The sequence below is a fragment of the Kitasatospora sp. NPDC057738 genome (genome assembly GCF_042798815.1).
GTDB lineage: Bacteria > Actinomycetota > Actinomycetes > Streptomycetales > Streptomycetaceae > Kitasatospora > Kitasatospora lactacystinica.
Map to the genome: position 1 here is coordinate 13,735 of NZ_JBHVJT010000078.1, position 24,601 is coordinate 38,335.

The 24,601-nt window shown below is 73.4% G+C and carries 18 protein-coding genes and 3 pseudogenes; 13 read left to right on the top strand and 8 right to left on the bottom strand.

All coding sequences use genetic code 11. From position 1 onward, the window contains the following. Positions 1-70 precede the first annotated feature (70 nt). From moaA to ACFVGO_RS32230, 3 genes are all read left to right on the top strand, one after another. Positions 71-1,090 (top strand): GTP 3',8-cyclase MoaA, encoded by a 1,020-nt coding sequence (gene moaA / locus ACFVGO_RS32220; protein WP_380635616.1) that lies wholly within the window; start codon positions 71-73, stop codon positions 1,088-1,090. Between the two features lie 142 nt (positions 1,091-1,232). Then, on the top strand, positions 1,233-2,003 hold the full coding sequence (locus ACFVGO_RS32225; RefSeq protein WP_359907996.1) for an HNH endonuclease family protein: 771 nt from the start codon (positions 1,233-1,235) through the stop codon (positions 2,001-2,003). A 70-nt stretch (positions 2,004-2,073) separates the two neighbouring features. Then, positions 2,074-3,639, top strand: a complete 1,566-nt coding sequence (locus ACFVGO_RS32230) for an alpha/beta hydrolase (protein ID WP_380354335.1) — start codon at positions 2,074-2,076, stop codon at positions 3,637-3,639. A gap of 103 nt (positions 3,640-3,742) precedes the next feature. Here ACFVGO_RS32230 and ACFVGO_RS32235 read toward each other — a convergent pair whose 3' ends face one another. Then, positions 3,743-6,103: a glycosyltransferase family 39 protein gene (locus ACFVGO_RS32235; protein WP_380635619.1), complete on the bottom strand. Its 2,361-nt coding sequence runs from the start codon at positions 6,101-6,103 to the stop codon at positions 3,743-3,745. Positions 6,104-6,174: 71 nt separating this feature from the next. Further along, positions 6,175-7,296 (bottom strand): alpha/beta hydrolase, encoded by a 1,122-nt coding sequence (locus ACFVGO_RS32240; RefSeq protein ID WP_380354340.1) that lies wholly within the window; start codon positions 7,294-7,296, stop codon positions 6,175-6,177. A 150-nt stretch (positions 7,297-7,446) separates the two neighbouring features. Here ACFVGO_RS32240 and ACFVGO_RS32245 point away from each other — a divergent pair, with 150 nt between their 5' ends. From ACFVGO_RS32245 to ACFVGO_RS32265, 5 genes and pseudogenes are all read left to right on the top strand, one after another. Beyond that, the gene (locus tag ACFVGO_RS32245) at positions 7,447-8,349 is read left to right on the top strand and encodes a hypothetical protein (RefSeq protein WP_380635621.1); all 903 of its coding nucleotides are present in this window, start codon (positions 7,447-7,449) and stop codon (positions 8,347-8,349) included. Between the two features lie 175 nt (positions 8,350-8,524). After that, positions 8,525-9,142: pseudogene (locus ACFVGO_RS32250) on the top strand (serine protease); the annotation flags it as partial. A gap of 204 nt (positions 9,143-9,346) precedes the next feature. Beyond that, positions 9,347-10,072 (top strand): annotated as a pseudogene (locus ACFVGO_RS32255) (putative Ig domain-containing protein); the annotation flags it as partial. Positions 10,073-10,147: 75 nt separating this feature from the next. Then, positions 10,148-10,813, top strand: coding sequence for an HAD family hydrolase (locus ACFVGO_RS32260; RefSeq protein WP_380354345.1), 666 nt, complete (start codon positions 10,148-10,150; stop codon positions 10,811-10,813). A 71-nt stretch (positions 10,814-10,884) separates the two neighbouring features. Beyond that, on the top strand, positions 10,885-11,781 hold the full coding sequence (locus tag ACFVGO_RS32265) for an aminoglycoside phosphotransferase family protein (protein WP_380635623.1): 897 nt from the start codon (positions 10,885-10,887) through the stop codon (positions 11,779-11,781). A 70-nt stretch (positions 11,782-11,851) separates the two neighbouring features. Here the strand turns inward: ACFVGO_RS32265 and ACFVGO_RS32270 are convergent, their stop codons facing one another. The 4 genes and pseudogenes from ACFVGO_RS32270 to ACFVGO_RS32285 form a co-directional block, all read right to left on the bottom strand. Continuing rightward, positions 11,852-12,322 carry a hypothetical protein gene (locus ACFVGO_RS32270; RefSeq protein ID WP_380354351.1) on the bottom strand — a complete coding sequence of 157 codons (471 nt, stop codon included), beginning with the start codon at positions 12,320-12,322 and terminating at the stop codon, positions 11,852-11,854. 129 nt (positions 12,323-12,451) lie between these two features. Continuing rightward, positions 12,452-13,447: a helix-turn-helix domain-containing protein gene (locus ACFVGO_RS32275; protein WP_380635625.1), complete on the bottom strand. Its 996-nt coding sequence runs from the start codon at positions 13,445-13,447 to the stop codon at positions 12,452-12,454. 60 nt (positions 13,448-13,507) lie between these two features. Further along, complete coding sequence (locus ACFVGO_RS32280) at positions 13,508-15,361, bottom strand: CocE/NonD family hydrolase (protein WP_380635627.1); 1,854 nt, start codon at positions 15,359-15,361, stop codon at positions 13,508-13,510. A gap of 158 nt (positions 15,362-15,519) precedes the next feature. Then, positions 15,520-16,512: pseudogene (locus ACFVGO_RS32285) on the bottom strand (hydrolase); the annotation flags it as partial. A 259-nt stretch (positions 16,513-16,771) separates the two neighbouring features. Between ACFVGO_RS32285 and ACFVGO_RS32290 the strand changes: the two are divergent. Continuing rightward, a complete protein-coding gene (locus tag ACFVGO_RS32290; RefSeq protein WP_380354358.1) occupies positions 16,772-17,902 on the top strand; it encodes a HoxN/HupN/NixA family nickel/cobalt transporter in 1,131 nt (376 codons plus the stop codon). A 144-nt stretch (positions 17,903-18,046) separates the two neighbouring features. On the opposite strand, the gene ACFVGO_RS32295 is transcribed toward ACFVGO_RS32290, so the two are convergent. Further along, entirely contained in the window at positions 18,047-18,985 is a 939-nt protein-coding gene (locus tag ACFVGO_RS32295) for an SGNH/GDSL hydrolase family protein (RefSeq protein WP_380635629.1), read from the bottom strand. Positions 18,986-19,354: 369 nt separating this feature from the next. On the opposite strand from ACFVGO_RS32295, the gene ACFVGO_RS32300 reads away from it, so the two are divergent. Then, positions 19,355-21,010 carry an FAD-binding dehydrogenase gene (locus ACFVGO_RS32300; RefSeq protein ID WP_380635631.1) on the top strand — a complete coding sequence of 552 codons (1,656 nt, stop codon included), beginning with the start codon at positions 19,355-19,357 and terminating at the stop codon, positions 21,008-21,010. Positions 21,011-21,027: 17 nt separating this feature from the next. On the opposite strand, the gene lepB is transcribed toward ACFVGO_RS32300, so the two are convergent. Further along, positions 21,028-21,660 (bottom strand): signal peptidase I, encoded by a 633-nt coding sequence (lepB, locus tag ACFVGO_RS32305; protein ID WP_359912279.1) that lies wholly within the window; start codon positions 21,658-21,660, stop codon positions 21,028-21,030. A 188-nt stretch (positions 21,661-21,848) separates the two neighbouring features. Here lepB and ACFVGO_RS32310 point away from each other — a divergent pair, with 188 nt between their 5' ends. The 3 genes from ACFVGO_RS32310 to ACFVGO_RS32320 all read left to right on the top strand — a co-directional run bounded on the left by ACFVGO_RS32310 (position 21,849) and on the right by ACFVGO_RS32320 (position 24,551). Further along, a complete protein-coding gene (locus ACFVGO_RS32310; RefSeq protein ID WP_359912276.1) occupies positions 21,849-22,265 on the top strand; it encodes a (2Fe-2S) ferredoxin domain-containing protein in 417 nt (138 codons plus the stop codon). Between the two features lie 167 nt (positions 22,266-22,432). Further along, positions 22,433-22,687 carry a hypothetical protein gene (locus ACFVGO_RS32315; RefSeq protein ID WP_359912273.1) on the top strand — a complete coding sequence of 85 codons (255 nt, stop codon included), beginning with the start codon at positions 22,433-22,435 and terminating at the stop codon, positions 22,685-22,687. Between the two features lie 196 nt (positions 22,688-22,883). Further along, entirely contained in the window at positions 22,884-24,551 is a 1,668-nt protein-coding gene (locus ACFVGO_RS32320; protein ID WP_359912270.1) for a metallophosphoesterase family protein, read from the top strand. Positions 24,552-24,601: the final 50 nt, after the last annotated feature.

Consider the following 24,601-nt stretch of genomic DNA (forward strand, 5'->3'; position numbering starts at 1 on the left):
GCGCGCGGCGGCCGCGGCCCGGCGGTTCGGCCGCTGGCCGGGCCGGGCCCGGGCCCCCTGTACTGGGGCGATGAACACCGCACCCCCGCCCGCACCCGGGGCCGCGCCCCGCCCGCTGGTGGACCGCTTCGGCCGGGTCCACACCGATCTGCGGGTGTCGTTGACCGATCGCTGCAACCTGCGCTGCACGTACTGCATGCCGGCGGAGGGGCCCGCCTGGCTCGCGCGTGCCGAGGTGCTGGGGGACGACGAGGTCGTGCGGCTGGTGCGGATCGCGGTGGAGCGGCTGGGGATGCGCTCGGTGCGGCTGACGGGCGGGGAGCCGCTGCTGCGGCGGGGGCTGACCGGGCTGGTCGGGCGGATCGCGGCGCTGGGCGCGGAGTTGTCGCTGACGACGAACGGGATCGGGCTGGCGCGTACGGCCGCCGGGCTGCGCGAGGCGGGGCTGGGGCGGGTGAACGTCAGCCTGGACACGCTGCGCCCGGAGCGGTTCGCGGCGATCACCCGGCGGGACCGCATCGGTGACGTGCTCGCGGGGCTGGCGGCAGCGAAGGCGGCCGGGCTGGGGCCGGTGAAGGTGAACGCGGTGCCGGTGCGCGGGGTGAACGACGACGAGATCGTGGAGCTGGCCGCCTTCGCCCTCGCGAACGGGTACCGGATGCGCTTCATCGAGTCGATGCCGCTGGACGCGCAAGGCGCCTGGGAACGCTCGGCGATGGTGACGGCGGAGGAGATCCTGGCGCGCCTGGGGGAGCGGTTCGACCTGCGGCCGGTCGGCCGGCCCGGCAACGCCCCGGCGGAGGAGTGGCGGATCGCCGGCACGGACGCGGTCGTGGGGGTGATCGCCTCCGTCACCCGGCCGTTCTGCGGCGGCTGCGACCGGGTGCGGCTGACCGCCGACGGGCAGCTGCGCGCCTGCCTGTTCGCGACCGAGGAGTCGGACCTGCGGGCGCTGCTGCGCGGTGGGGCGGACGACGCGGCGATCGAGGCGGCCTGGCGGGTGGCGGTGGCGGGCAAGGGGCCCGGGCACGCCATCGGCAGCGCGCGGTTCGTCCGGCCCGACCGTCCGATGTCGGCCATCGGCGGCTGAACGCCCCGGTGGGGCGGGGCGGCTTGAGCGGGTGTGAGCTTCGACATGCTCCGGGCCGGCCCGTGGCGTCGGCTTGACCTGCTCTCGGGGCGGCTGATCTGCTGGTTCGCCGTCACCCCGCCCCTGATCCCGGGAGTTCTCCGTGCCCGCCCGCCGCACCACCCTGTCCGCCGCCACCGTGTTCCTGATATGCGCGCTCGCGCTGGTCGGCTGGCTGATCGGCGGCCGCGACCACAAGTCGACCGGCCCCAAGCCCGGTGGCGGCGCTGTCGCCGGGGCCACCGGCACCAGCCCGCTGCAGAACCCGGACGGCACCAAGCCCGGCCTGGCGCCGCTGACCACCCCCGAGGAGCGGAAGGCCGGCCGGGACGTCATCGCCAAGGTCGCCACCGCCGCCGTCGGCACCAAGGACGGCTACGACCGCAACGAGTTCGGCCCCGCCTGGACGGACAACGTCGACGGCGTCCCGTTCGGCGGCAACAAGTGCGACACCCGCAACGACCTGCTCGCCCGGGACGGCACCGGCGTCGAGCACAAGGACGGCTCGGACTGCACGGTCACCGCGATGACCATCTGGGACCCGTACACCGGCAAGAGCGTCCAGTGGACCAAGCAGCAGGCCTCCAAGATCCAGATCGACCACGTGATGCCGCTCTCCTACGACTGGCAGATGGGCGCCAGCAAGTGGGACAAGGCCAAGCGCGTCCAGATCGCCAACGACCCGCTCAACCTGATCCCCGCCGACGGCTCGCAGAACGCCTCCAAGGGCGACTCCGGCCCGGCCGCCTGGCTGCCCGCCGACACCGGGATCCGCTGCTCCTACGCGGTGCGCTTCGCCCAGGTCTCGCTGAAGTACCAGCTGCCCGTCACCGACGCCGACAAGAAGGCCATGCTCCAGCAGTGCGACGGCTGACGGGCCGTCGACCCCGGCCGGGGGCGGGTGCGATGTGCTTCGGACGCAGGTCGGATGGTATTCGTGGGCGGTGCCCCCGATCACTTCCCGGTTCCCCCGCTCGTCCGGGCGCGCCGTGCCCGCCCTCGCCGCCGTCCTCGCCCTCGCGCTGTCGAGCGGCTGCACGGGCGGTGTCGCCCGGCCTCCGCTGGACGAGCGGGTCGCCGCCACCGCGACACCCGCCCTGCGCGCGCTCTACGACCAGCACATCGACTGGCAGCCCTGCCCCGGCGACGACGGCACCGACCCGGACACGGCCGTCGTGCGGTGCGCCACCCTCAAGGTGCCGCTGGACTACGCCGATCCGGGCGGCCGCACCATCGACGTCGCTGTCACCGAGGTGCCCGCCGCGGACCGCGAGCACCGGCTCGGGGCCCTGCTGCTCAACCCCGGAGGGCCCGGAAACTCCGGTGTCAAGATGGTCCGTTGGGGCTGGAAGAACTATCAGGGGCCGCTGCACGACCGCTACGACCTGGTCGGCTTCGACCCGCGCGGCACCGGCGACACCGTCCCGGTCCAGTGCCTGGACGACTCCACCCGCGACGAGTGGGACGCCACCGACGACCCGGACTACGGCCGCGGCCGGGTCCTCGCCGAGGCCTGCGAGGCCCGGCACGCCGACCTGCTCCCGCACCTCGGCACCCGCGACACCGCCCGCGACCTCGACGTGCTGCGCGGCGCCCTAGGCGAACGCCGGCTGGACTTCCTCGGCTTCTCCTACGGCACCCACCTCGGCGCCCGCTACGCCGAGGAGTTCCCCGAGCGCACCGGCCGGCTCGTCCTCGACGGCGCCGTCGAGCACGGCGTCCCCACCGCCCGGCTCGGCATCGAACAGGCCGTCGCCGCCGAGGACGGGTTCCGGGCCTTCGCCGCCGACTGCGCCACCGAGGACGGGGACTCCTGCCCGTTCGGCCCCGACCCGGCCACCGCCCCGCAGCGCCTCGCCCGCTTCCTCGACGGCCTGCGCGAGCACCCGCTGCGCACCGCCGACGGCCGTACGCTCACCGCCGCGCTCGGCTGGGGCGCGGTCCTGGACGCGCTCGCCGACGGCCACCAGTCCTGGTCCGGGCTGCGCGACGCCATCGAACCGGCCGTCACCCGGGGCGAGGGCGAGAGCCTGCTCGCCCTCGCCGACAGCGTCTACGGACGCGGCGAGGACGGCCGCTACCAGAGCGTGGCCGACGCCTTCGCCGCCATCTCCTGCGCGGACGGCCCGCCGCCGCCCACCGACGCGGAACTGCGCCCGGCCCTCGCCGAACTCGCCGCCCGCGCCCCGCTGACCACCGGGCACGACCCGACGGGCACCCTGCTCGTCCCGGACTGCCGGGCCTGGCCGTACCGCTCGCCCGAGCTGCCGCAGCCCGTCCGGGCACCGGGCAGCGCGCCGGTCCTGGTGATCGGCTCCACCGGCGACCCGGTCACCCCGTACGCCTGGGCGCAGCGGCTGGCCGGCGGGCTGGAGCACGGCGTGCTGCTCACCCGGGACGGCGACGGGCACATGGCCTACTACCGGAGCAGCTGCGTCCGGGACGCGGTGGCCGCCTACCTGGTGGACGGACGGCTGCCGGAGGCGGGCACCCACTGCGCGACCGACTGAGGACGGGCGGCCGGGGACGGCGGCCGGGGACGGCGGAAGGGGACGGCGGAAGGGGCGCGCCGCGCGAACGCGGCACGCCCCCTCCGGGGTTGCGGGCCCACCGTCAGGAGGTGGGGGCCGTCAGGTCGTAGAAAGTGGTCGAGCCGATGGTCTTCGCGGTGAAGTGGGCGGCCACCCAGGACGCGATCCGGGCGGACTCGTTCTGCTGCCCGCCCTCGTCGCCGCCCGCGCCGCCGAAGCCGCGGTGGGAGCCGCCGGCGCCGATGAACCAGTGCACCTTGCCCTCCTGGACGTACGTCCGGAAGCCGTCCAGGGTCAGCGAGGGGTCGGTGCCGTTGAAGCCGCCGAGGGCCATCACCGGTTTGCCGGTGGCGAGTTGGTAGCCGGCGGCGGTCTGCGAGCCGACCGTGGCGGCCGCCCAGGTGTAGTGGTCGGCGTTCTCCTTCAGCATGGCGGCGACCTCGCCGGTCACCTTGGGGCCGTCGAGCAGGCCGCCCATGCCGCCGGGGGGCGGGCCGCCGGCCGCGGCGCCGCCGGGGAGGCCGCCGGTGCCCGTGCCCTCGGGGGCCTGCGCGCCGGGGAAGCCGGTGCCGCTGCCGGTGCCGCGCTCGTGGCGGCCGTTGCCGTGGTCGGTGCCCGCCCCCGCGCCGCTGCCCGGGAAGCCCTGGCCGCCGGGGAAGCCCTGGCCGTTCTGCCCGCCCGGGAAGCCCCTGCCGCCCTTGCGCCCCGTGCCGCCCGGTCCGGACGCGCCGTCCACGCCCGGCCCGGCGGTCACGATCGAGCCGGTGTGCGGCGTGTTCACGGTGTCCACCGCGTACGCCGCCGGACCGCCGAGTGCCGCCGCCAGGCCCACCAGGCCCGCCACCGAGGCGATCCGCGCGCCGGTCCGGCCGGAGAACCGCCCGGCCGGCGACCCGGCGGCCGGCGAGCCGACGACCAGCGGACCGGCGGCCAGTGCCGCCGCCGCGAGCAGCCCGCCGACCAGCACCGCCCAGCGCAGCCACGGCACGAAGTCCGGGCTGCGGCCGAGCAGCACGAACGCCCAGACCGCCGTCACCGCGAGCGTTCCGGCCAGCACCAGCGCCCGGGGCAGCCGGTGCCGGGCCCGCCACAGGCCGTCCACGCCCATGCCGACCAGCGCCGCGACGGCCGGGGCCAGCGCCACCGTGTAGTACTGGTGGAAGATCCCGGACATGAAGCTGAAGATCAGCGCGGTGGAGAGCAGCCAGCCGCCCCAGACCAGGAAGGCCGCGCGGGCGGTGTCGGTGCGGGCGCAGCGGCGGGTCGCCCAGAGGGCGGCCACCAGCAGGATCAGCGCGGCCGGCAGCAGCCAGGCGATCTGTCCGCCGATGTCGGTGCCGAACATCCGGGTCAGCCCGGTCTGCCCCCAGCCGTGGCCGCCGCCGCGCATCGCACCGCCCGGCAGGTCGAGCCCGGCCGGCATCCGGGCGCCGCCGCCCACGCTGCCGGTCTCGTCGCCGTTGATCCGGCCGAGGCCGTTGTAGCCGAAGGTGAGCGAGAGGAAGCTGTTGTCCTGCGAACCGCCGACGTACGGGCGGGCCGAGGCGGGCAGCAGCTCGACGACCGCAACCCACCAGCCGCCGGCCACGACCATCGCCGCGCCCGAGAGCAGCAGCTGCCGCACCCGCCGCCACAGGCCGGTGGGCGCGACGACCAGGTAGATCACCGCGAACGCGGGCAGCACGAGGAAGGCCTGCAGGGTCTTGGTGAGGAAGGCGAGGCCGAACACCACCCCGGTGAACACCAGCCACCGGGTGCCCGCCGCCTCGACCGCGCGCACCAGCCCGTACGCGGCCAGCGTCAGCAGCAGCACCAGCAGCGCGTCCGGGTTGTTGAAGCGGAACATCAGCGCCGCGACCGGGGTGAGGGCCAGCGCGGCGCCCGCCAGCAGGCCGCCGAGCGGGGAGAAGCGGCGGCGCACCGTCGCGTACAGCACGCCGACGGTGGCCGCTCCCATCAGCGCCTGCGGGGCCAGCACCGACCACGAGGAGAGGCCGAAGATCCGCGCCGACAGGGCCATCGGCCACAGCGAGGCCGGGGGCTTGTCGACGGTGATGAAGTTCGCCGCGTCCGAGGAGCCGAAGAAGAAGGCCTTCCAGCTCTGGGAGCCGGCCTGCACGGCGGCCGAGTAGAAGGAGTTGGCCCAGCCGGAGGCGCTCAGGCCCCACAGGTAGAGGACGGTGGTCGCGGCCAGCAGCGCCAGCAGGGCCGGGCGCACCCAGCGCGGGTCGTCCGCGCGCCCGCGCCAGGCGCGGGCCGGGAGGGTGCGCAGCCGGCCGGACCAGGACGCCGGACCCTTGGGGCCGGCGGGCGGCAGGGGCTGCTCGGGGAAGAGCGGCGCCGGGTCCGGCCGGGCCGGGCCGGGCGGCACCTCCGGTGGCGGGAAGTTCGCGGCCTCGGGCCACGGTTCGCCGGCCGGAGGGGAGTAGCTGCTCGTGGTCATGCGCCATACCGTCGGTGGCGTGCCTGAGAGAACCGTGAGACGGGGGTGTGAGGCGCGTGTGATCCGGAAAGTCAGGCGGACGGCGGTACGGCGAGGTGCTTGCCCAGCCACTCCAGGGCCGGGGGGATCTCCCGGGTCCAGGTGTGGAAGTTGTGGCCGGCGGTGTCCAGCGTGATGGAGGACATCGTGGTGGGGGCCTTGAAGGCCGCGATCATGGCCTTGGTCTCGTCGTAGTTGTTCTCGTCGTACGCGGTGGTCAGCAGCAGGTTGACCGGGGCGGGCGGCTGGTTCTTCAGCCGCCACAGCAGGTCGTTCTCCTGCTTCAGCCGGTCGTTGCCGCCGAACAGGTCACCGGTGGTCGCGTCGTGGGCGGCGCTGTAGTAGCCGGAGAGCGCGACCGCCGAGCGGTAGGCGTCGGGCTTGCGCAGCGCGAACTTGAGCGCGCAGTAGCCGCCGGTGGAGTTGCCGATCACCGCCCGGTTGGCCGGGTCGGTGCCGATCCGGTACGTGGTGGCGAGGGCCTTGGGCAGGTCGGTGGTGAAGAAGGTCTCCACCTGGGGGCCGTTCGGCACGTCCACGCACTCGGTGTCCCGGTCGCCGACCAGGGTGGGGCGGGTCATCACCAGGACGGTCGGCGGCAGCTTCTTCTGCTCGATCGCGTTCAGCGTGGACGCCGGGTACTGCATCAGCGAGATCAGCTTCTCCGGGGTGCCCGGGTAGCCGGTGAGCACCAGGGCCATCGGGAAGCGCTGCTTCGCGTGCTCCGGCTGGAAGTACTGCGGCGGCAGGTAGACGTACGCCTCGGTGGTCAGACCGCTGCCGGCCCCTTTGACGTCGACCTTCTGGATCAGGCCGGAGCGCTCCGGGTCCGAGCCCTGGGCGGAGTAGAACTTCTGCTCGCCGGTGACGGCCACCCCGGAGGCGTTGGGCTGGTGGTCGACCACCGTGCCGAGCCCGCCGCTGGTGCCGAGCAGGTCGGTCCAGGAGCTGTAGAAGCCGAAGTAGCTGTTGGCGATCAGGCCCATCGCGGCCAGGACCGACACCTGGGTGGCGAGGAACGCGCCGATCCGGCCCAGCCACGCCTTCCAGCCCTTCCCGCCGAACCGCGGCCAGAGCCACATGGTGGCGGCGAAGACGGCGATCGCGAGGAGGGAGGCGATGATCTGGAGCGGGAGTCCGGTGAGACTGAGCACGAGCCCGATCGTAGTTGACCTCCGTGGAGGCCCCGGGGCGGCCCCTTCCGATGATCGTCCTTATCGGGTTGACCCGGGTGGTTCGTGCTCGGCAGCATGTCGCCCCGACGCGTACGGGGAGTGCGCGGCGGATGACAGTGGGGTGGGGTCGTGAAGTCGATGCGGTTCGCGGGGTCTTCGGGTGGGGCGGGTCTGGCGGTCGGCGGGCTGCTGCTGCTCGCGGCCTGCTCCGGCGGGGGTGGGACGGCGGCGCCGAGCGCCTCGGCGACGCCTTACGGCACGGTGCTCGGTCAGGCCCTCGAACCGGTTGATAGCGGGTTGGGGAAGGCGGCGGCGGCCACGACCCCTGCCGATCTCGCGAAGGCGCTCGGTGTCGTCGGCTCCAGCGCCGGTCGTGCCGCCCGGAGCCTGAACTCCGCCGTGACCCCGGCGGGGGCGGAGGCGGCGCGCACAGATCTGGTGAACGCCCTGGAAGCGCTCACGCTCGAGACCTCGGCGCTCAGCGCCGACATCTGGAGCAAGAAGCTCTGCGGGCTGGGTGTCGCCCAGGCACGTCTCGGTGCCGGACAGGCGCTGCAGGGCGTCTCGGCGGCTCTGGCCAAGCTGACGACGGCTGGGTACCGGACCGCGTTCACCGTCCCGCAGCTGCCCGCTCCGCAGCCGCAGCCCAGGTCCCTTGAGAACGGGACCATGGTCCGCGAGGGCGGGAAGGGCGGCAAGGGGACGTTGAAGTTCGACAACCAGGGTTCGAATGACGCGGTCTTCACGCTCGCCCAGGGCGGGAAGTCGGTGGCCTCGGTGTACGCGGCCAAGGGCCGGCTGGCCACTGTCGAGGGTGTCGAGGACGGTTCGTACGACTTCTACTACACCACTGGGGTGGACTGGGACTCCGAGGCGAAGCAGTTCACCGAGAACCGTCAGTTCATCAAGTACCAGGAATCGTATGCTTTCACGCCGAGCGTGGCGGCCTGGAACGTGGTCATCGGCGTGAACGACGGCAAGGGCGGAGCCAAGATCGAGGGGCAGACCGTGAACTCCGCCCCGCAGCCGTAGCCCGACCCGTAACGGGCATACCGGGACGGGTCGTTGCCTTCGGATGGCACGACCCGTGCCGGGCAGTGGCGAGTTCGGTCACAATCCTTGACCTCTTGAAGTGGCCATGGCACTTTCGTGCGGCGCGGGCGTCGGCGACCAGTCGTACACCCCGCGATCCCCCACAAGGAGAGCCATGTTCAAGAGATTTGTCGCGGTGGCCGGTACCAGTGCCGTCGTCGCGGGCGGGCTGGCCTTCGCCGCCGCCCCCGCGCAGGCCGTCCAGGCGGCCGACCTGACGTCCACCATCGCCCTGAGCAACTGCTCGGCCTCGCTGGTCCGTTACCCCACCTCGGTGGCCGGCGACCGCGCGCTGATGCTCACCAACGGGCACTGCCTGCCGACCATGCCCTCGGCCGGCCAGGTCATCCAGAACACCACCGCCAGCCGCAGCGGCACCCTGCTGGACGGCGCGGGCAACAGCCTGGGCACCGTCCAGGCCGACAAGCTGCTCTACGCGACCATGACCGGCACCGACGTCGCCCTCTACCAACTCACCGACACCTACGGGTCGATCAGCTCCAAGTACGGCGCCACCGCGCTGACGATCAGCGACTCGCACCCGACCGACGGCGCGTCGATGTACATACCCTCGTCGTACTGGAAGCAGGTCTGGAACTGCTCCGTCAACGGCTTCGTGCCGACCCTGCGCGAGGACGCCTGGACCTGGCACGACTCGCTGCGCTACAGCTCCGGGTGCAACACCACGCACGGCACCTCCGGTTCGCCGATCGTCGACTCCGCCAGCGGGCGGATCATCGGCATCAACAACACCGGCAATGACGACGGCGCCATGTGCACCCTCAACAACCCGTGCGAGGTGGCCGCCGACGGCACCACCAAGGCCTACAAGGGCCAGAGCTACGGCGAGGAGACGTACTGGTTCACCACCTGCCTGAACTCCTCCACCCGGGCCATCGACCTCAACGTGGCCGGCTGCCTGCTCACCAAGCCGGCCGGCAGCGCCGTCTCGGTGACCAACCCGGGCAACCAGTCCACCGCCGTCGGCGGTGCGGTCAACCTCCAGATCAACGCCTCCGGTGGCACCGCCCCGCTGTCCTACGCCGCGACCGGCCTGCCCGCCGGGCTGTCGATCAACTCCTCCACCGGCGTCATCGCGGGCACCGTCTCCACCGCGGGCAGCTCCACCGTGACCGTCACCGTCACGGACGCCGCGGGCAAGTCGGCCTCCACCTCCTTCACCTGGGCGGTCTCCACCGGTGGCGGCAGCTGCACCCCGGCGCAGCTGCTGGGCAACGCGGGCTTCGAGACCGGCACCGCCACCCCGTGGACGACGTCGAGCGGCGTGGTGGACAACAGCTCCTCCCAGGCGGCCCACGGCGGCTCCTGGAAGGCGTGGATGAACGGCTACGGCTCGACCCACTCGGACTCGCTGTCGCAGACGGTGAGCATCCCGTCGGGCTGCAAGGCGACGCTGAGCTTCTGGCTGCACATCGACACCGCCGAGTCGGGCAGCACCGCGTACGACAAGCTGACCGTGTCGGTCAACGGCACCGCGCTGAAGACCTACTCCAACGTGGACGCCGCGGCCGGCTACCAGCAGCGCACCTTCGACCTGTCGGCCTACGCGGGCCAGACGGTCACCGTGAAGTTCGCCGGGACCGAGGACGCCTCGCTCCAGACCAGCTTCGTGATCGACGACACCTCCGTCCAGACCGGCTGACCGGGTAACGCCCAAGGGGCGGTGGCTGGTTCGACGGTCACCGCCCCCGGGTGCGCACCGGCCTATGCTGGTCGGATGATCAAGCCGATAGAGCTGGTGATTTTCGACTGCGACGGCGTCCTGGTGGACAGCGAGGTGATCGCCGTCCGGGTGCTGGTGCGCCTGGGGGCGGAGCACGGCTGGCCGCTTACCGAGGCGGAGGCGATCGAGCTCTTCGTCGGACGGTCCGAGGCCGCCAACCGGGCGACGGTCGCCGAACGGCTGGGCGCCGAGACGGCCGTCCTGTGGAGCAAGCGCTTCGTCGAACTGCACGCCGAGGCGGTGGACGCCGGGCTGACCCCCGTGGCCGGCCTCCCGGAAGCCCTGGCCGCGATCACCCTGCCCACCTGCGTGGCCTCCAGCGGCACCCACGAGAAGATGCGCCACACCCTGGGCCGCACCGGCCTCCACGACCACTTCGCCGGACGGATCTTCAGCGCCACCGAGGTCGCCCGCGGCAAGCCCGCCCCCGACCTCTTCCTGCACGCCGCGCGCTCGATGGGCGTCGACCCGGCCGCCTGCGTGGTGGTCGAGGACAGCCGGCCCGGCGTCGAGGCCGCCCGCGCCGCAGGGATGCGCGCGCTCGGCTACGCGGGCGGCGTCACGGTCGCGGAGCGGCTGGCCGGGCCGGGCACCGTGGTCTTCGACGACATGCGCCAGCTGCCCGGCCTGATCGCCGCGGGCGCGGTCCACCCGGGCTAGCGGCTCGCCCTCCGGCCTGGCGCGGCAATTCGGTTGCCCGGCCCGGCAGGCGGGTGGCAGGGTCGGGCACCATGGCCTCCTCCCGCAAGCTGCACGCCGACGAACTGGACATCGACGAGGCCCTGGTGCGCCGGATGGTCGCCGAGCAGTTCCCGCAATGGGCCGGTCTGCCGGTCGAGCCGGTGGAACCGGCCGGGACCAGCAACGCGATGTACCGGCTGGGCGCGGAGCTGGTGGTGCGCATCCCGCGGATCCCCGGGGTGGTCGAGGAGATCGCCAAGGAGGACGTCTGGCTGCGCCGCCTGGCCCCGCGGCTGCCGGTCCCGGTGCCGGTCCCGCTGGCCGTGGGCGGGCCGGTCGACGGCTGCCCCTGGCCCTGGTCGGTGCTGCGCTGGATCGACGGCGACACCCCGACGGCCGGCCGGACTGCCGAACCCGGTCTGCTGGCCCGGGACTTGGCGGACTTCGTGACCGCGATGCGCGGGATCGACCCGGCCGGCGCGCCCGCCGCCTACCGCAGCGAGTCGCTGGCGGACCGGGACACCGGGACGAGGAAGGCGATCGCGGCCGTGCCGGACCTGGTCGACGCCGCCGCCGTGGCCGCCGCCTGGGAGCACGCGCTGCGCGCCCCCGCGCCCGCCGGCCCCCCGGTCTGGCTCCACAGTGACCTCCAGCCCGGCAACCTGCTGGTCTCCCCGGACGGCCGGCTGAGCGCGGTCATCGACTTCGGCTGTGCGGGCCTGGGCGAACCGGCCGTCGACCTGATCCCCGCCTGGTACGTCCTGCCCGCCGCCGCCCGTGAGGCGTTCCGCGCGGCCGCGGCCCCCGACGACGCGGCCTGGGCCCGGGCCCGCGGCTGGGCCCTGTCGATCGCCCTGCTGGAGGTCGCCTACTACCGGGACAGCGACCCGAGGATGACCGCCATCGCCCGCCACGTCATCGCCGAGGTCCTGGCCGAGCACGCGTAGCGGGACGGGCGCCGCGCCCTGCGGCTCCCCGCCCGTCGTACGGGCGGAGAGCGGCGGGGCCGCCGGCGGGTCAGCCGATCGACAGCCAGCCCGAGTACGTGTTGGTCAGCACCAGCAGCCCGGTGTCGCCGTCGTAGAGGGCGTTGTTCAGCTGGATGTGCCCCGTCTCGCGCATGTCGTAGTTGCACTCCGCCCACTTGCCGACGCCGAGGGCGTTGCGGCACGCGCCGGTGCGGCCGTAGTCGGTGCTCCACCGGCCGACGGCGGAGAAGCCGTCCTTCGCGGTGTCGAGCACGAGCACCTTGTCGCCGGCCTTGTCGAAGCAGGTCTTCACCCCGGGGCTGGTGATGCACGGCAGGCTGTCCGCCGTGATCGCGGACTCCGACAGGGTGACGGGCGTCCCGAACGTGAGCGGGTCGGCCTGCGGCGCGGCGACGGCCTGGCCGCCGCCGAGGGCGGTGAGCCCGAGCGTCAGGGCGGCGATGCCGACGGCGGCGGCGGATCGCAGGGTCGTGCGGGGCCGGGTTCCGTTGCTGGACATGGATGTTCCCCCTTCGAGGGTGCTGGTGTCGGTCCGTGTCCACCGGAGGAGCCCCCGTGGTGGACACGACATCAGCTTGCCGACCCCCCAGTGGGGTTGTCGTTAGCAGCCGGTCCACGTCCGCTTCGCTCAGCGTCCACCCGTGGCCGTCGCGGCGCCGCCGTGGCGGTAGTCGCGGGGCGGCAGCCCGTACGCGCCGCGGAAGGCGCGGCTGAAGTCGGCGGCGCGGGGGAACCCGCAGCGGGCCGCGATGACGTGGACGGGGGTGGCGGCCAGGGCCGGGTCGGCGAGGTCGCGGCGGGCCCGTTCGAGGCGCTGGCGGCGGATCCAGGCGGCGACGGTCTCCTCCTCGGCCTCGAAGAGGCGGTGCAGGTAGCTGACCGAGATGTGGTGCGCGGCGGCGACGGCGCCGGGGTTGAGGTCCGGCTCGTGCAGGTGGGCGCGGATGAAGGCCCGGATCCGTTGGACCAGTGCTCGGCGCCGGCTCTCCGGTGGTACGGCGTCCTCGGCGTCGAGGTGGTGGGCGAGCAGTGCCGACACCAGGTCGAGGGCGGCGGCGCCCAGCCGGGGCGCGTCGCCGGTGCGGTAGGCGCCGGTGTCGGCGGCGATGCCGGCGAGCAGTTGGACGAGCAGGGCGCCCACCCCTTCGCCCCCGGGCATCCGGCGGGCGATCAGCTCGGCCACCTTGTCCGGGGGCAGCGGCAGCGCCTGCCGGGGGATGGTCAGCCAGGTCCCGTGGATCTGCCGGCGCGGATCGTCGGTGTTCACCTGGAGGGAGATGGGTCGGACGCTGTCGTACATCACCAGGTCCCGAGGGCGCCACTCGCCGTGGCCGTCGGACCTGGCCGCGGGGCCGGCGCCGGGGACGGGGAGCGAGAGGAGGTAGAACTCCGGGTCGGACGAGCGGATCAGGCGCGCCGGCCGGCGTACGGTGATCGGCGGGCTCTCCATGTTCCAGAGCTGTAGCTCACCGAGCGTCAGGACGCGCAGGTCCGCCCGGAAGTCGACGGCGTGTCCGGTGCTGGCCTCGAACGGAGCGCTCCTCTCGGCGAGTCGGTGCCGCCAGTACTCGAAGCGGTCCGGTGGATCCACGTCCTCGGTCCGGAACACCGACTCGTCCAGCATGCCCGCCCTCCCCGACTCGCGCTTCTGGTAAGGGCATTGTCACATCACGAACGGTCGCGTTCAGGACGGCCCGCGGGGCACCTGGTGCTGCCACTCCCGGGCGAACACCACCGAGCCGGCCTCCAGCGCCCGCAGCTGGACGACGCTGATGAAGTGTTCGGCGTCGCAGCGCAGTTGGGTGCGGGTCTGGACGGTGACGTCCCAGCCGATGTCGGGCCGCTCCAGCCGGACGGTGCGGTCGGTGCGGGCCTGGGCGCTGAGCGGGGCGCCGGCGAGCACCCGGTAGGCGGTGACGGTGTGTTCGTCGCGGACCAGGCCGTCGGGGTGGGTGCGGGTGCCGTCGGTGGCGGGGGAGAGCTCGGCGCGCCACTCGTGGCGGCCGATGTCGTGCACGGTGAGGTGTTCGGGCCGGACGGTGAGCGGTTCGGTGAGGTGGATGTCGAGCGGTGCGGGCAGCACCGGGGGCTCGAAGGTGACGGGCGGGGCGCCGACGTCGGCGGCGAGGTGGCGCACCGGCAGGCTCAGGGTGGAGCGGGACGGGTCGACGCCGTACCCGGTGTCCTCCGCGGGGGGCCAGACCCAGGGCCAGTAGACCGAGGAGAGGGCGAGCCGCAGCCGGTGCCCGGCCGGGACCGTCCAGGCGCAGGCCGCGAGCTCGACCTCGGCGTCGGGCCCGTCGGCGACCAGGAAGCCCCGGGTGACCAGCTCCGAGGTGCCGTCCGGGCCGACCGCGCACAGCCGGACCGTCACCTGGACGGGTGCCCCGTCCTCGCGCAGCCGCAGCCGGACGGTCGGGGCGCCGAGCAGCTCGACGGGTTCGGGCAGCGGCTGGGAGTCGAAGCAGACCGAGCGGCCGTCCTCCTCGCGCTGGTCCGGCGGCCGGTCGGCGGGACGGCCGTGGGGGACGTAGGCGCCCGCGTTCAGGCCGGTGTGCTGCGGGGACCGGACCGGGACGTACCGGTCGTGGGCGGCGGTGCCGGCGGTGCGCAGCGGCCCGTCCAGGCCGTAGTGGATCTCCCGGACGTCGGGGGAGGGCCAGGCCTCGTCCCCGGTCCAGCGGGTGGCGAGCCAGGTGCGCAGGGCGGGTTCCTTGAGGGCGCCGTTGTCGATGCCGCGCAGCCAGTGGTCCCACCAGCGCAGGGTGTCGGGCAGGGCGGCCTCGGGCAGGCCGTGCGGCCAGGGGCCGATCAGGGCGCGCGCGGTCGGGGACTCGGCGAGCAGCCGCAGCACGAAGGAGCAGGACGGGTCGCCCCAGCCGGCCACGGCGAGGGCGGGCACGGACACCGGGACGGTGCTCTCGCGGGGTGCGAGCCAGTCGTCGACGGGCGGCTGCAGCGCCTCCAGCCGGGCCAGCCAGGCGGCCCGCCAGGCGTCGCCGACGTGCCGCGGGTCCGGCGGCAGGGCGGCGTCGGCGACCAGGGCGGTGAGCCGGGTGTGCAGGTCGGCGGCGAGCACGGCCCCGCCGAGCCGGTGGCCGCCCTCGGGGCAGGCGGTGACGACGGCGCCGACGGTGCCGGGGGTGCGGGCGGCGAGCCGCAGGGCGGTGGTGCCGGCGGTGCCGGTGCCGAGCAGGCCGAGCCGGCCGTTGCACCAGGGGCGGCGGGCGAGCCAGTCGACCACGGCGGCGCCGTCGGCCAGCTCCTGTTCGCCGCCGGGTTCGCCGGGGATGCCCTCGGAGTTGCCGTGCCCGCGGGTGTCGACCCGGACGGCGGCGTAGCCGTGGCCCGCGTACCAGGGGTGGCGGCGGGCGTCCTCGGCGGCGGTCCGGTCGGTGAGGCGGCCGCCGGAGTACTCCAGCAGCGCGGGGCCGGGCTCGTCACCGACCGGCCGCCACAGCCGGGCGGCCAGCCGGGTGCCGTCGGGCAGCGGGATGCGCAGGTCCTCGCGGGTGGTGTGGAAGGGGTAGGACGGCATGGCCGCTCCCATCGGTCCCGGGCGTCGGCCTTCCGACGGTTCGGTATTTCCGACAGTAGGGGAGGGAGCGGCCCTTTTCCTGATGAGAGGGGCCTGATGAGGAGGCCTGGTGAGCGGGGGCCTGATGAGCGGGGCCCCGGTGGGGGCGCCCCAGGTCAGGCCTTGCTCAGCCAGGCGGTGGCGTTGAGGGCGAGGGCGGCGTCGGTGCCCGCCGGGTCGTCCCAGCCGTTGTACAGGGTGTTGCCGGACTGGCCGGTGCCGTCGTCGATCGGGGAGCTGTCGCCCCAGATCGCGACCCGGCCGGAGCCGAAGGTGCTGGTGACGAAGAACGCGCCGGTGTTGCCGCTGTAGCCGGTCCGGTAGACCAGGCCCTTGACGTTCGGGTTGTCGGCGGGCTTGAGGGTGAAGGTGGTGCCGTTGCGCAGGATGGAGCCGGTGACGGTGCCGAAGGGGCCGTGCAGCACCGGGTCGGTCGGGGCGTCGGCCGCGCGCGGGTTGTCGGTGGTGATGTTGAGCAGGTCGACCGAGAAGCCGAAGGGGTCGTTGTTGTTCACCCCGTTGTTGGTCAGCAGGTCGTTGATGATCTTCGGGGAGTCCCAGCCGTCGTTGTTGCGGTCGCTGTTGTTGTGGTCGGAGACCAGGAAGAGCCCGCCGCCGTTCTTCACGAAGTTCATGATCGCGGCCTTTTCGCCCGCGGAGAAGCGCGTGTTGGGCTCCGGGATCACGAAGGTGTCGAAGTTGGCGAGGTCGAGCGCGGCGCCGGTGCCGTAGCTGATGGTGGACCCGGCCGGGAGGGTCTTCAGGCTGTACTGGCCGGTCTTCTGGAGGGCGACGCCCCAGGCGGACAGGGCGCCGGTCCAGCTCTTCTCGGTGGTGGGGTTGGCGTTCTGGGCCAGCGGGTCGGGCTGGCTGGTGCTGATGATCCAGTCGGCGTTGCCCGCGGTCTCGGCCTTGCTGTTGTCGAACAGCACCCGGTGCGGGGTGGCGCCGACGGTGGCGGTCCCGGCGGCGGACGCGGTGAGTGCGGCGGACGCGGTGAGTGCGGCGGGCGCGGCGGGGCCGGGCGCGGCGGTGGCGGCGGGGGTGGTGAGACCGGCCGTGAGCAGGGCCGTTCCGGCGAGGGCCGCGGCGGTTCGGATGCGGATCGTCATGTGCCGTTCCTCCGTGGGGAGTTGAGGGGGCAGCGCTCAGGTTTTCGCGCGTAGAACGGGAGTATCCGCGCGTAGAGCGCAGGGTGAAAGCCCTCCGAGGTTACGAAGCCTTGTACGGGTCGTGACGATCTTCGGGAGGGGGGTGGAAGCCGGGGAGAGCGGGGGGAGACGAATCCGTAATTGCGCATGACTTGCAACTGCGCGCACCGAGGCGGAAAGATGGCCCAGCTTCCGACCGCCCGACCGAAAGGACACGAAGATGACTGCCCCCCGCTGGCGCGACCGGCTCACCCGTGAGGAGTGGATCCGCCTGGCCGGAATGGGCGGATTCATCCTCGCGCTCCACGTCATCGGCTGGTTCACCCTGCTCGCGGTGGTCGAGCCCGAGCACTACGACGTCGGCGGCCAGGTGTTCGGCGCCGGCATGGGCCTGACCGCCTACACCCTCGGCATGCGGCACGCCTTCGACGCGGACCACATCGCCGCCATCGACAACACCACCCGCAAGCTGATGGGCCAGGGCAAGCGGCCGCTGTCGGTCGGCTTCTGGTTCTCGCTCGGGCACTCGTCGATCGTCTTCGGCCTCTGCGCGCTGCTGGCCCTCGGCATCCGCTCGCTGGCCGGCCAGGTGGAGTCCGACGACTCGACGCTGCACGAGATGACCGGCCTGATCGGCGTCGCCGTCTCCGGCACCTTCCTGCTGCTGCTCGGCCTGATCAACCTGGGCGCCTTCAACGGCATCCTCAAGGTCTTCCGCCGGATGCGCGAGGGCGACTACGACGAGGCGGAGCTGGAGCGCCAGCTGGAGCGGCGCGGGCTGATGAACCGCATCCTCGGCAGGGTCACCAGGGCCGTCACCAAGCCCTGGCACATGTACCCGGTGGGCCTGCTGTTCGGCCTGGGCTTCGACACCGCCACCGAGGTGTCCCTGCTGGTGCTGGCGGGCGGCGCGGCGGCCTTCTCGCTGCCCTGGTACGCGCTGCTCACGCTGCCGATCCTGTTCGCGGCCGGAATGAGCCTGCTGGACACCATCGACGGCTCGTTCATGAACTTCGCGTACGAGTGGGCCTTCTCCAAGCCGGTCCGCAAGATCTACTACAACCTGACCGTCACCGGGCTGTCGGTGCTGGTCGCGCTGGTGATCGGCTCGATCGAGCTGATCGGCCTGCTCGGCGAGAAGCTGGACATCACCAGCGGTCCGGTCGCCTGGATCGGCGCACTGGACCTCAACTTCGTCGGCTACGCCATCGTCGGACTGTTCGTGCTCACCTGGGCCGCGGCGATCGCCTACTGGAAGCTCGGCAACGTCGAGGAGAAGTGGTCGGCGGGGCTGGCCGCCGGTTCCGCGGTCGGTGCCGCCTCCGCCTCCGCCTCCGCGAAGTCCGAGTAGGGCGCGCAGGACCGAGGGGCCGGTGACCGGGGGTTCGGTCGCCGGCCCCTCGGGGCTTTCCGGGGGCGCGCCGGGCGGGCGCCGCGCGGGCGGCGGTAGGGGCGCGGCACCCGCGCGCGCGGCGGTTCGGGCGCCGCGGCCGCGCTACTTCAGCGCGGCGAGCACCGCCTGGGCCATCACCTGCTCGCCGGTCGCGTTGGGGTGGAACGGCACGGCGGGCGAGCCGGGCAGCGCGCCCTCGATCCAGCGGTCGTCCGAGCAGACGTCGTGCCCGAGGGTCGGCGTCGCGGTGTCCACGTAGGTCGCGCCGTTCGCGGCCGCGGTGGACTTCAGCGCGGCGTTCAGCTTGTTGAGCACGCCGTGCATGTACTCGACGTCGCCCGGCGTCACCGGCTGGCGCAGGATGCACTTCGAGCCGTCGGCGGGCAGCACGGACGGGTAGCCGACCAGCAGCACCCTGGCCCCGGGCGCCTTGGCGTGGATGCGCTTGAGGGTGTCGGCCAGCTGCGGGGCGATGGTGGTGCGGATCCGCTCGGCCAGGTCGTCGGTGCCGTACTGCCAGGACATGCTGCTCCAGTCCCAGTGGCCGTGGTGGTAGACGTCCTTGCAGGGCGTGCCGAGCGGGTTGACGACGGCGCCGGCGATGCAGGTGGCGACCAGTTCGCCGAGGCCGAGGTCGCTGGCCGCGAGGTCGTTGCCGCCGATCCCGAGGGTGACCAGGTCGGTGTCGGCGGTCACCGCGTCCAGTTGCGGGTCGTTGACCCTGATGAAGGCGTCGTACTGGGGCTGCGTCATCGCCTTGATCTTGGCCGCGGAGCAGGTGACGTCGGTGTACCGGCCGGACTTGAGGGCGGCGGCGACCAGGTGGCCGTAGTTGCGGTCGGAGCGCAGGCACAGACCGGCCGACTGGCCCGGCACGCCGGCGCCGGCGGCGTAGGAGTCGCCGAGCGCCACGTAGTGCTTCGGCGCGGCGCCGGCGGCCTGGGCGCTGGTGGAGGTGAGCGCGAGTGCGGCACCGAGGGCGACGGCGGCGAGCGCGGTGGAATTCCGGAGGTGCCGGGATTTCCGGGCAGGGCGGAGCACGATTCCTCCTGGGGGAGAGAAACGACGGGTGGGGGTCGCATCGAGCCGGGCCACAGCTACTCGCAGGTAAGTTACTGCCAGGTTTCCCGGACGTCCATGGTTTGCGCGGAAATTGCCGACATTCCGTCAGGCCGGGCCCGGACGGAATTCCGCATTTCGCCCCACCGGATGCCGAACGGCTATCGCACGGCTCTCGAACGGCTATCGCGCCACTGCCGGCGGCAATTCCGAAACGGCCCGGAGCGGAATTCACGCGGGCGGTTGTTACCCGCCGGTTGACCGGACGTCACCGCAGACCGCAGTATCGGGCGCACAGCGGCGACGCGTCCCGGACGCGCCGCCACCGCGAGCCCCGACGGAGGACTGCGCATGGCCCTGGACGCCGACGTCATCGTCATCGGAGCGGGCCTCGCGGGCCTCGCCGCCACCGCCGAACTCGCCGACGCCGGACGGAAGGTGATCCTCCTCGACCAGGAGCCCGCCGCCTCCTTCGGCGGCCAGGCGCACTGGTCCTTCGGCGGCCTCTTCCTGGTCGACTCGCCCGAGCAGCGCCGGATGCGGATCCGCGACTCGCACGCCCTCGCCCTGCGGGACTGGCTCGGTACGGCCGGCTTCGACCGGCCCGAGGACGCCTGGCCGCGCCGCTGGGCCGAGGCGTACGTGGACTTCGCGGCGGGCGAGAAGCGCTCCTGGCTGCACGGCATGGGCGTGCGGTTCTTCCCGGTGGTCGGCTGGGCCGAGCGCGGCGGCTACCTCGCCGACGGGCCCGGCAATTCGGTGCCGCGCTTCCACATCACGTGGGGCACCGGGCCGGGGCTGCTGGCGCCCTTCGTCCGGCGGGTCCGCGCCGCCGCCGCGCGCGGCCTGGTGGACCTGCGCTTCCGGCACCGGGTCACCGGGCTGTCCGCCACCGCGGGCGCCGTCGACACCATCACCGGCGAGGTGCTGGTGCCGAGCCCGGCGGGCCGGGGCGAGGCCAGCTCGCGCGAGGCCGCCGGGAGCTTCGAGCTGCGCGCCCAGGCCGTGATCGTCACCTCCGGCGGCATCGGCGGCAACCACGACCTGGTCCGCAAGGCCTGGCCGGCCCGGCTCGGCACCCCGCCCGCCAGGCTGCTCTCCGGGGTGCCCGCGCACGTGGACGGACTGATGCTGGAGGTCGCCGGCCGGGCCGGGGCCAGCCTGATCAACGGCGACCGGATGTGGCACTACACCGAGGGCATCGAGAACTGGGACCCGATCTGGGCCCGGCACGGCATCCGCATCCTGCCCGGCCCCTCCTCGCTCTGGCTGGACGCGCGGGGCAGGCGGCTGCCCGTCCCGCTGTTCCCCGGCTTCGACACCCTCGGCACGCTCGAACACATCATGTCCACCGGGTACGAGTACACCTGGTTCGTGCTCAACCAGCGGATCGTCGAGAAGGAGTTCACCCTCTCCGGCTCCGAGCAGAACCCCGACCTGACCGGCAAGTCGGTGCGCGGCGTGCTCGGGCGCGCGCTGCCCGGCGCCCCCGGCCCGGTCCAGGGCCACCTGCGGCACGGCCGGGACTTCGTGGTCGCCCGCGACCTCGCCGACCTCGCCCGGGGCATGAACGCCAGGACCGGCGAACCGCTGATCGACCCGGACGAGCTGCGCCGCACCGTCGAGGACCGCGACCGGCAGCTGGCCAACCCCTTCGCCAAGGACCTCCAGGTCACCGCGATCCACGGGGCCCGCCGCCACCTCGGCGACAGGCTCATCCGCACCGCCGCCCCGCACCGCATCCTCGACCCGGGCGCCGCGCCGCTGATCGCCGTCCGGCTGAACATCCTGACCCGCAAGTCGCTGGGCGGACTGGAGACCGATCTGTCCTCGCGGGTGCTGCGGCCGGACGGCGAGGTGCTGCCGGGGGTGTACGCGGCCGGCGAGGCCTCCGGGTTCGGCGGCGGGGGCGTGCACGGGTACCGCTCCCTGGAGGGGACGTTCCTGGGCGGCTGCCTGTTCTCGGGCCGTACGGCGGGACGGGCGGCGGCCCGGGCGGTCGGGTAGCGGCGCCGGGGGCGGCGTCAGAAGGTGGCCGGCGGCTCCAGCCCCAGCGGCCGGGCGGCCCGGCCGCGGACGGCGAGGACGATCGCCGCGATCAGGCCGATGACGGCCAGCAGCAGCCCGAGCGCGGCCAGGACGAGTGCCCCGGCGAGCTTGCCGGGCAGCGCCTCGTCGCCGGCGCCGTTGTGCCACACCACCCGCTCGCCGACCTTGGCGAGGTCGACGGTGCCCTGCTGGTCGGCCAGGTTGATCCGGGAGTCGAAGGCGTCGGCGCGGCGGTCCCCCATGAGGAAGGCCCGGCCCGGCGGGACGGTGACGTCGAAGTCGAGGTAGCAGGTGTGGGCCTGCCGGGCCGGCGGCTCGTCGACCGGCTTCCCGTTGAGGCTGAACTGCCCGTTCGCGCAGGCGATGCGGTCGCCGCCCAGGGCCATGGCCCGCTGGACGACCATGCCCTGCAGCGTCCAGGGGGAGTCGACGGCGTAGACCTCGCCGTGGCGCACGTCCGCGGGCCGGACCCGTTCGGTCCAGAGCCCGGTGCCCGACCGCAGCTCCGGCGACATCGTCTCGCCCGTCATGCGGTGGTAGCCGTAGCCGGAGCCGACCACGGCGAACCCGAGCACGGCGCACAGGATCCCGACCACTCCCACGGCCACCGATATCCGTGTACCGCGGCGGCCCCTTCGCTTCGGCATCCGGCCGTCCTCCCCTTGTCGTTCGTGACTCGTGTTGCGGCCCGTGGGCCGTGCGCATCCTAAGGGTCTGGCGGGCGCCCCCTGGCCTGCGGGTACAGTGCGGGGGCCGGTGCGGAGCGCGCCGCCGACCACGAGGGGGAGCAGAGCCGATGAGCCGCCGAGAGCGCGACGGTGCCCGGGACCGCAAGCGGGGCGCCGGTGCCCCCGTGACCGTCACGGTCTGCCGGGGCTGCTGCTGCGGCACCGAGGCCAAGCACCCCGGGGTGGACCATGCGGGCCAGTACGAGCGGCTGCGGACGGCGGTGGGTTCGGCGGGCCGGGTCCGGGCGGTCAAGTGCCTGGACGTGTGCACCCAGTCGAACGTGGTGGTGGTCGGCCCCTCGGCGGAGGGCCGGGCGGCGGGCGGCCGGCCGGTCTGGCTGGGCTTCGTGCTGATGGACGAGATGATCGACGAGATCGGCGCCTGGGTGCGCGCGGGCGGCCCGGGCCTGGCCGATCCACCGGGGCTGCTGGACCTCCAGCTGATCTCGGTGTCCCGGCGGGTCCGCGAGGGCCTGCCGGAGTGAGGCCGGGCTCCGGCTGAGCTCGGCCCCCGGTCCTACCGGATGATCGTCGGATCATGTCTACCCGGGGCGAACCCGGGTCGGTCCGGGTGCCTTCACCACTACCATGACCGGTGGCGCCGGGCCCTCGCGGACGGCGCCGAGCCGATTCCGCGCGAGGGAGGAAGCCGATGACGACGGTCTGCCGCATCTGCGCGGGCACCGGCCGGACCGCCGGTCTCAGCTGCCGGACCTGCCAGGGCACCGGCACCACCGAGGTGGGCGGCGGGGGCGGCAACTGCTTCCTCTGCGACGGCACCGGGGTGTACGTGCGCTACCGGGTGGACGCGACCGGGGCCAAGCACGCCTACCGGGACGAGATCTGCCGCACCTGCGACGGCACCGGCAACCGGGCCGCCACCCAGTGGGACGAGCCCTCCGGCTGAGGACGGCCCCGGCCCGGGTCCGGTGACGCCCACTCAGCCCGGGGGACCGGTGGGGGCCATGATGCGGCGTCGAGACGGTACGGGTACGCCCTTTACCGAATCATGGTCGAACATTGGCGTTCGAATGACGGGTACGCTGCGACCCGTTCACCCGGCGTCCGTGCGCGATCAACGTGCCGCTGGAAGAGTCCCGCGCATGGATATCCCCAACATGGGCGTGCCGGCCAAGCTTGCCGACCGCATGAGCATGGCCGAGCAGCACGAGTACCTGCGGGCCCGTTTCTCCCGCCGCCGGATGCTGCGCGCCGGTGCCGTGACCGTGGGCGCCGTCGCCGTCGGCGGCGCACTGGGCAGCGGGACGGCCTTCGCCGCCCCGGCCGGCCCGCAGCTGCTGACCGGTGGCACGACCAGCGGCATCGACGGCGCGCTGGTCGCGCCGACCGGCCGTCACCTCCAGTTCGGCCCCGAGCCGGACACCCAGTTCCGCGTCTCCTGGCAGGTGCCGGCCCCGGTCAAGAAGCCGTTCCTGCGCTTCGGAAAGACCCCGTGGGAGCTGAGCCACAAGGTCCAGGCCGAGGTCCGCGCCCTGCACACCCCGGCGCTGACCCCCAACAGCCAGCCGGTGGACCAGTACTACCTGCACGTGGCGCTGGAGGACCTGCGCCCCGACACCGTCTACTACTACGGTGTCGGCCACGAGGGCTTCGACCCGGCCTCGCAGCAGCAGATCTCCACCCTGCACACCTTCCGCACCGCGCCCTCCCGCGACCACCGCTGGGGCAAGGTGTACGAGCCGTTCACCTTCACCGCCTTCGGCGACCAGGGCGTCAGCGCGCACGCGGCCGGCAACGACCACATCATCAAGGCCCAGAACCCGGCCTTCCACCTGCACGCCGGCGACATCTGCTACGCCGACCCGGCCGGTTCCGGCACCGACCCGGACAAGTCCGTCTTCAACGCGAAGACCTGGGACGACTTCCTGGTGCAGACCGAGACGGTCGCCGCCGAGATCCCGTGGATGGTCGCGTACGGCAACCACGACATCGAGGCCTGGTACTCGCCGAACGGCTACGGCGGCGAGAACGCCCGCTTCTTCCTGCCGAACAACGGCCCGGACCCGCGCGCCGTCCCCGGCGTCTACACCTTCCGCTACAAGAACGTCGGCGTCATCTCGCTGGACGCCAACGACGTCTCCTACGAGATCCCGGCCAACCTGGGCGTCTCGGCGAACAAGCAGACCAAGTGGCTGGAGCGCACCCTCAAGGACCTGCGCAACGACGAGACCGTCGACTTCGTCGTGGTCTTCTTCCACCACTGCGCCTTCTCCACCACCGTCGCGCACGCCTCCGAGGGCGGTGTCCGCGAGGCCTGGGTGCCGCTGTTCGAGAAGTACCGGGTGGACCTGGTCATCAACGGCCACAACCACATCTACGAGCGCACCGACGCGATCCTCGGGAACAAGGTCTCGAAGCAGGTGCCGAGCGGCGCCACCATCGAGCCGGCCAAGGACGGCGTGGTCTACGTCACCGCGGGTGCGGCCGGTCGCAGCCTGTACAAGTTCGACGTGCCGGACACCTACGAGGGGCACGAGAACCACCAGGACGAGGTCAAGACCTACTACTGGAGCAAGGGCAAGGTGAAGACCCCCGAGACCATCCAGTGGTCGCGGGTGCGCTACACCGGCTACTCCTTCATCAAGGTCGACGTCACCCCGAAGCACCTGGGCCAGAAGTCGGTCATGAAGGTCACCGCGCTGGCCGAGGACGGCACGCAGATCGACAACTACACGATCCTGCGCACGGTCGGCGAGGGCTGGGACTCGAACCGCGACGACGACGGCCAGGGCGGCGGCTGGGGCTGGTAGTCCCCGAGCGGCCGGCGTTCCCCGGACGCGCCCGACGGGCCCCGGCGGTG

What these genes read in the sequence shown, in the direction of transcription:
- moaA (WP_380635616.1), top strand. Translation starts at nt 71, where the DNA reads ATGAACACCGCACCCCCGCCCGCACCCGGGGCCGCGCCCCGCCCGCTG.
- ACFVGO_RS32235 (WP_380635619.1), bottom strand. Translation starts at nt 6,103, where the DNA reads ATGACCACGAGCAGCTACTCCCCTCCGGCCGGCGAACCGTGGCCCGAG.
- ACFVGO_RS32260 (WP_380354345.1), top strand. Translation starts at nt 10,148, where the DNA reads ATGATCAAGCCGATAGAGCTGGTGATTTTCGACTGCGACGGCGTCCTG.
- ACFVGO_RS32265 (WP_380635623.1), top strand. Translation starts at nt 10,885, where the DNA reads ATGGCCTCCTCCCGCAAGCTGCACGCCGACGAACTGGACATCGACGAG.
- ACFVGO_RS32270 (WP_380354351.1), bottom strand. Translation starts at nt 12,322, where the DNA reads ATGTCCAGCAACGGAACCCGGCCCCGCACGACCCTGCGATCCGCCGCC.
- ACFVGO_RS32275 (WP_380635625.1), bottom strand. Translation starts at nt 13,447, where the DNA reads ATGCTGGACGAGTCGGTGTTCCGGACCGAGGACGTGGATCCACCGGAC.
- ACFVGO_RS32280 (WP_380635627.1), bottom strand. Translation starts at nt 15,361, where the DNA reads ATGCCGTCCTACCCCTTCCACACCACCCGCGAGGACCTGCGCATCCCG.
- ACFVGO_RS32290 (WP_380354358.1), top strand. Translation starts at nt 16,772, where the DNA reads ATGACTGCCCCCCGCTGGCGCGACCGGCTCACCCGTGAGGAGTGGATC.
- ACFVGO_RS32300 (WP_380635631.1), top strand. Translation starts at nt 19,355, where the DNA reads ATGGCCCTGGACGCCGACGTCATCGTCATCGGAGCGGGCCTCGCGGGC.
- ACFVGO_RS32310 (WP_359912276.1), top strand. Translation starts at nt 21,849, where the DNA reads ATGAGCCGCCGAGAGCGCGACGGTGCCCGGGACCGCAAGCGGGGCGCC.
- ACFVGO_RS32315 (WP_359912273.1), top strand. Translation starts at nt 22,433, where the DNA reads ATGACGACGGTCTGCCGCATCTGCGCGGGCACCGGCCGGACCGCCGGT.
- ACFVGO_RS32320 (WP_359912270.1), top strand. Translation starts at nt 22,884, where the DNA reads ATGGATATCCCCAACATGGGCGTGCCGGCCAAGCTTGCCGACCGCATG.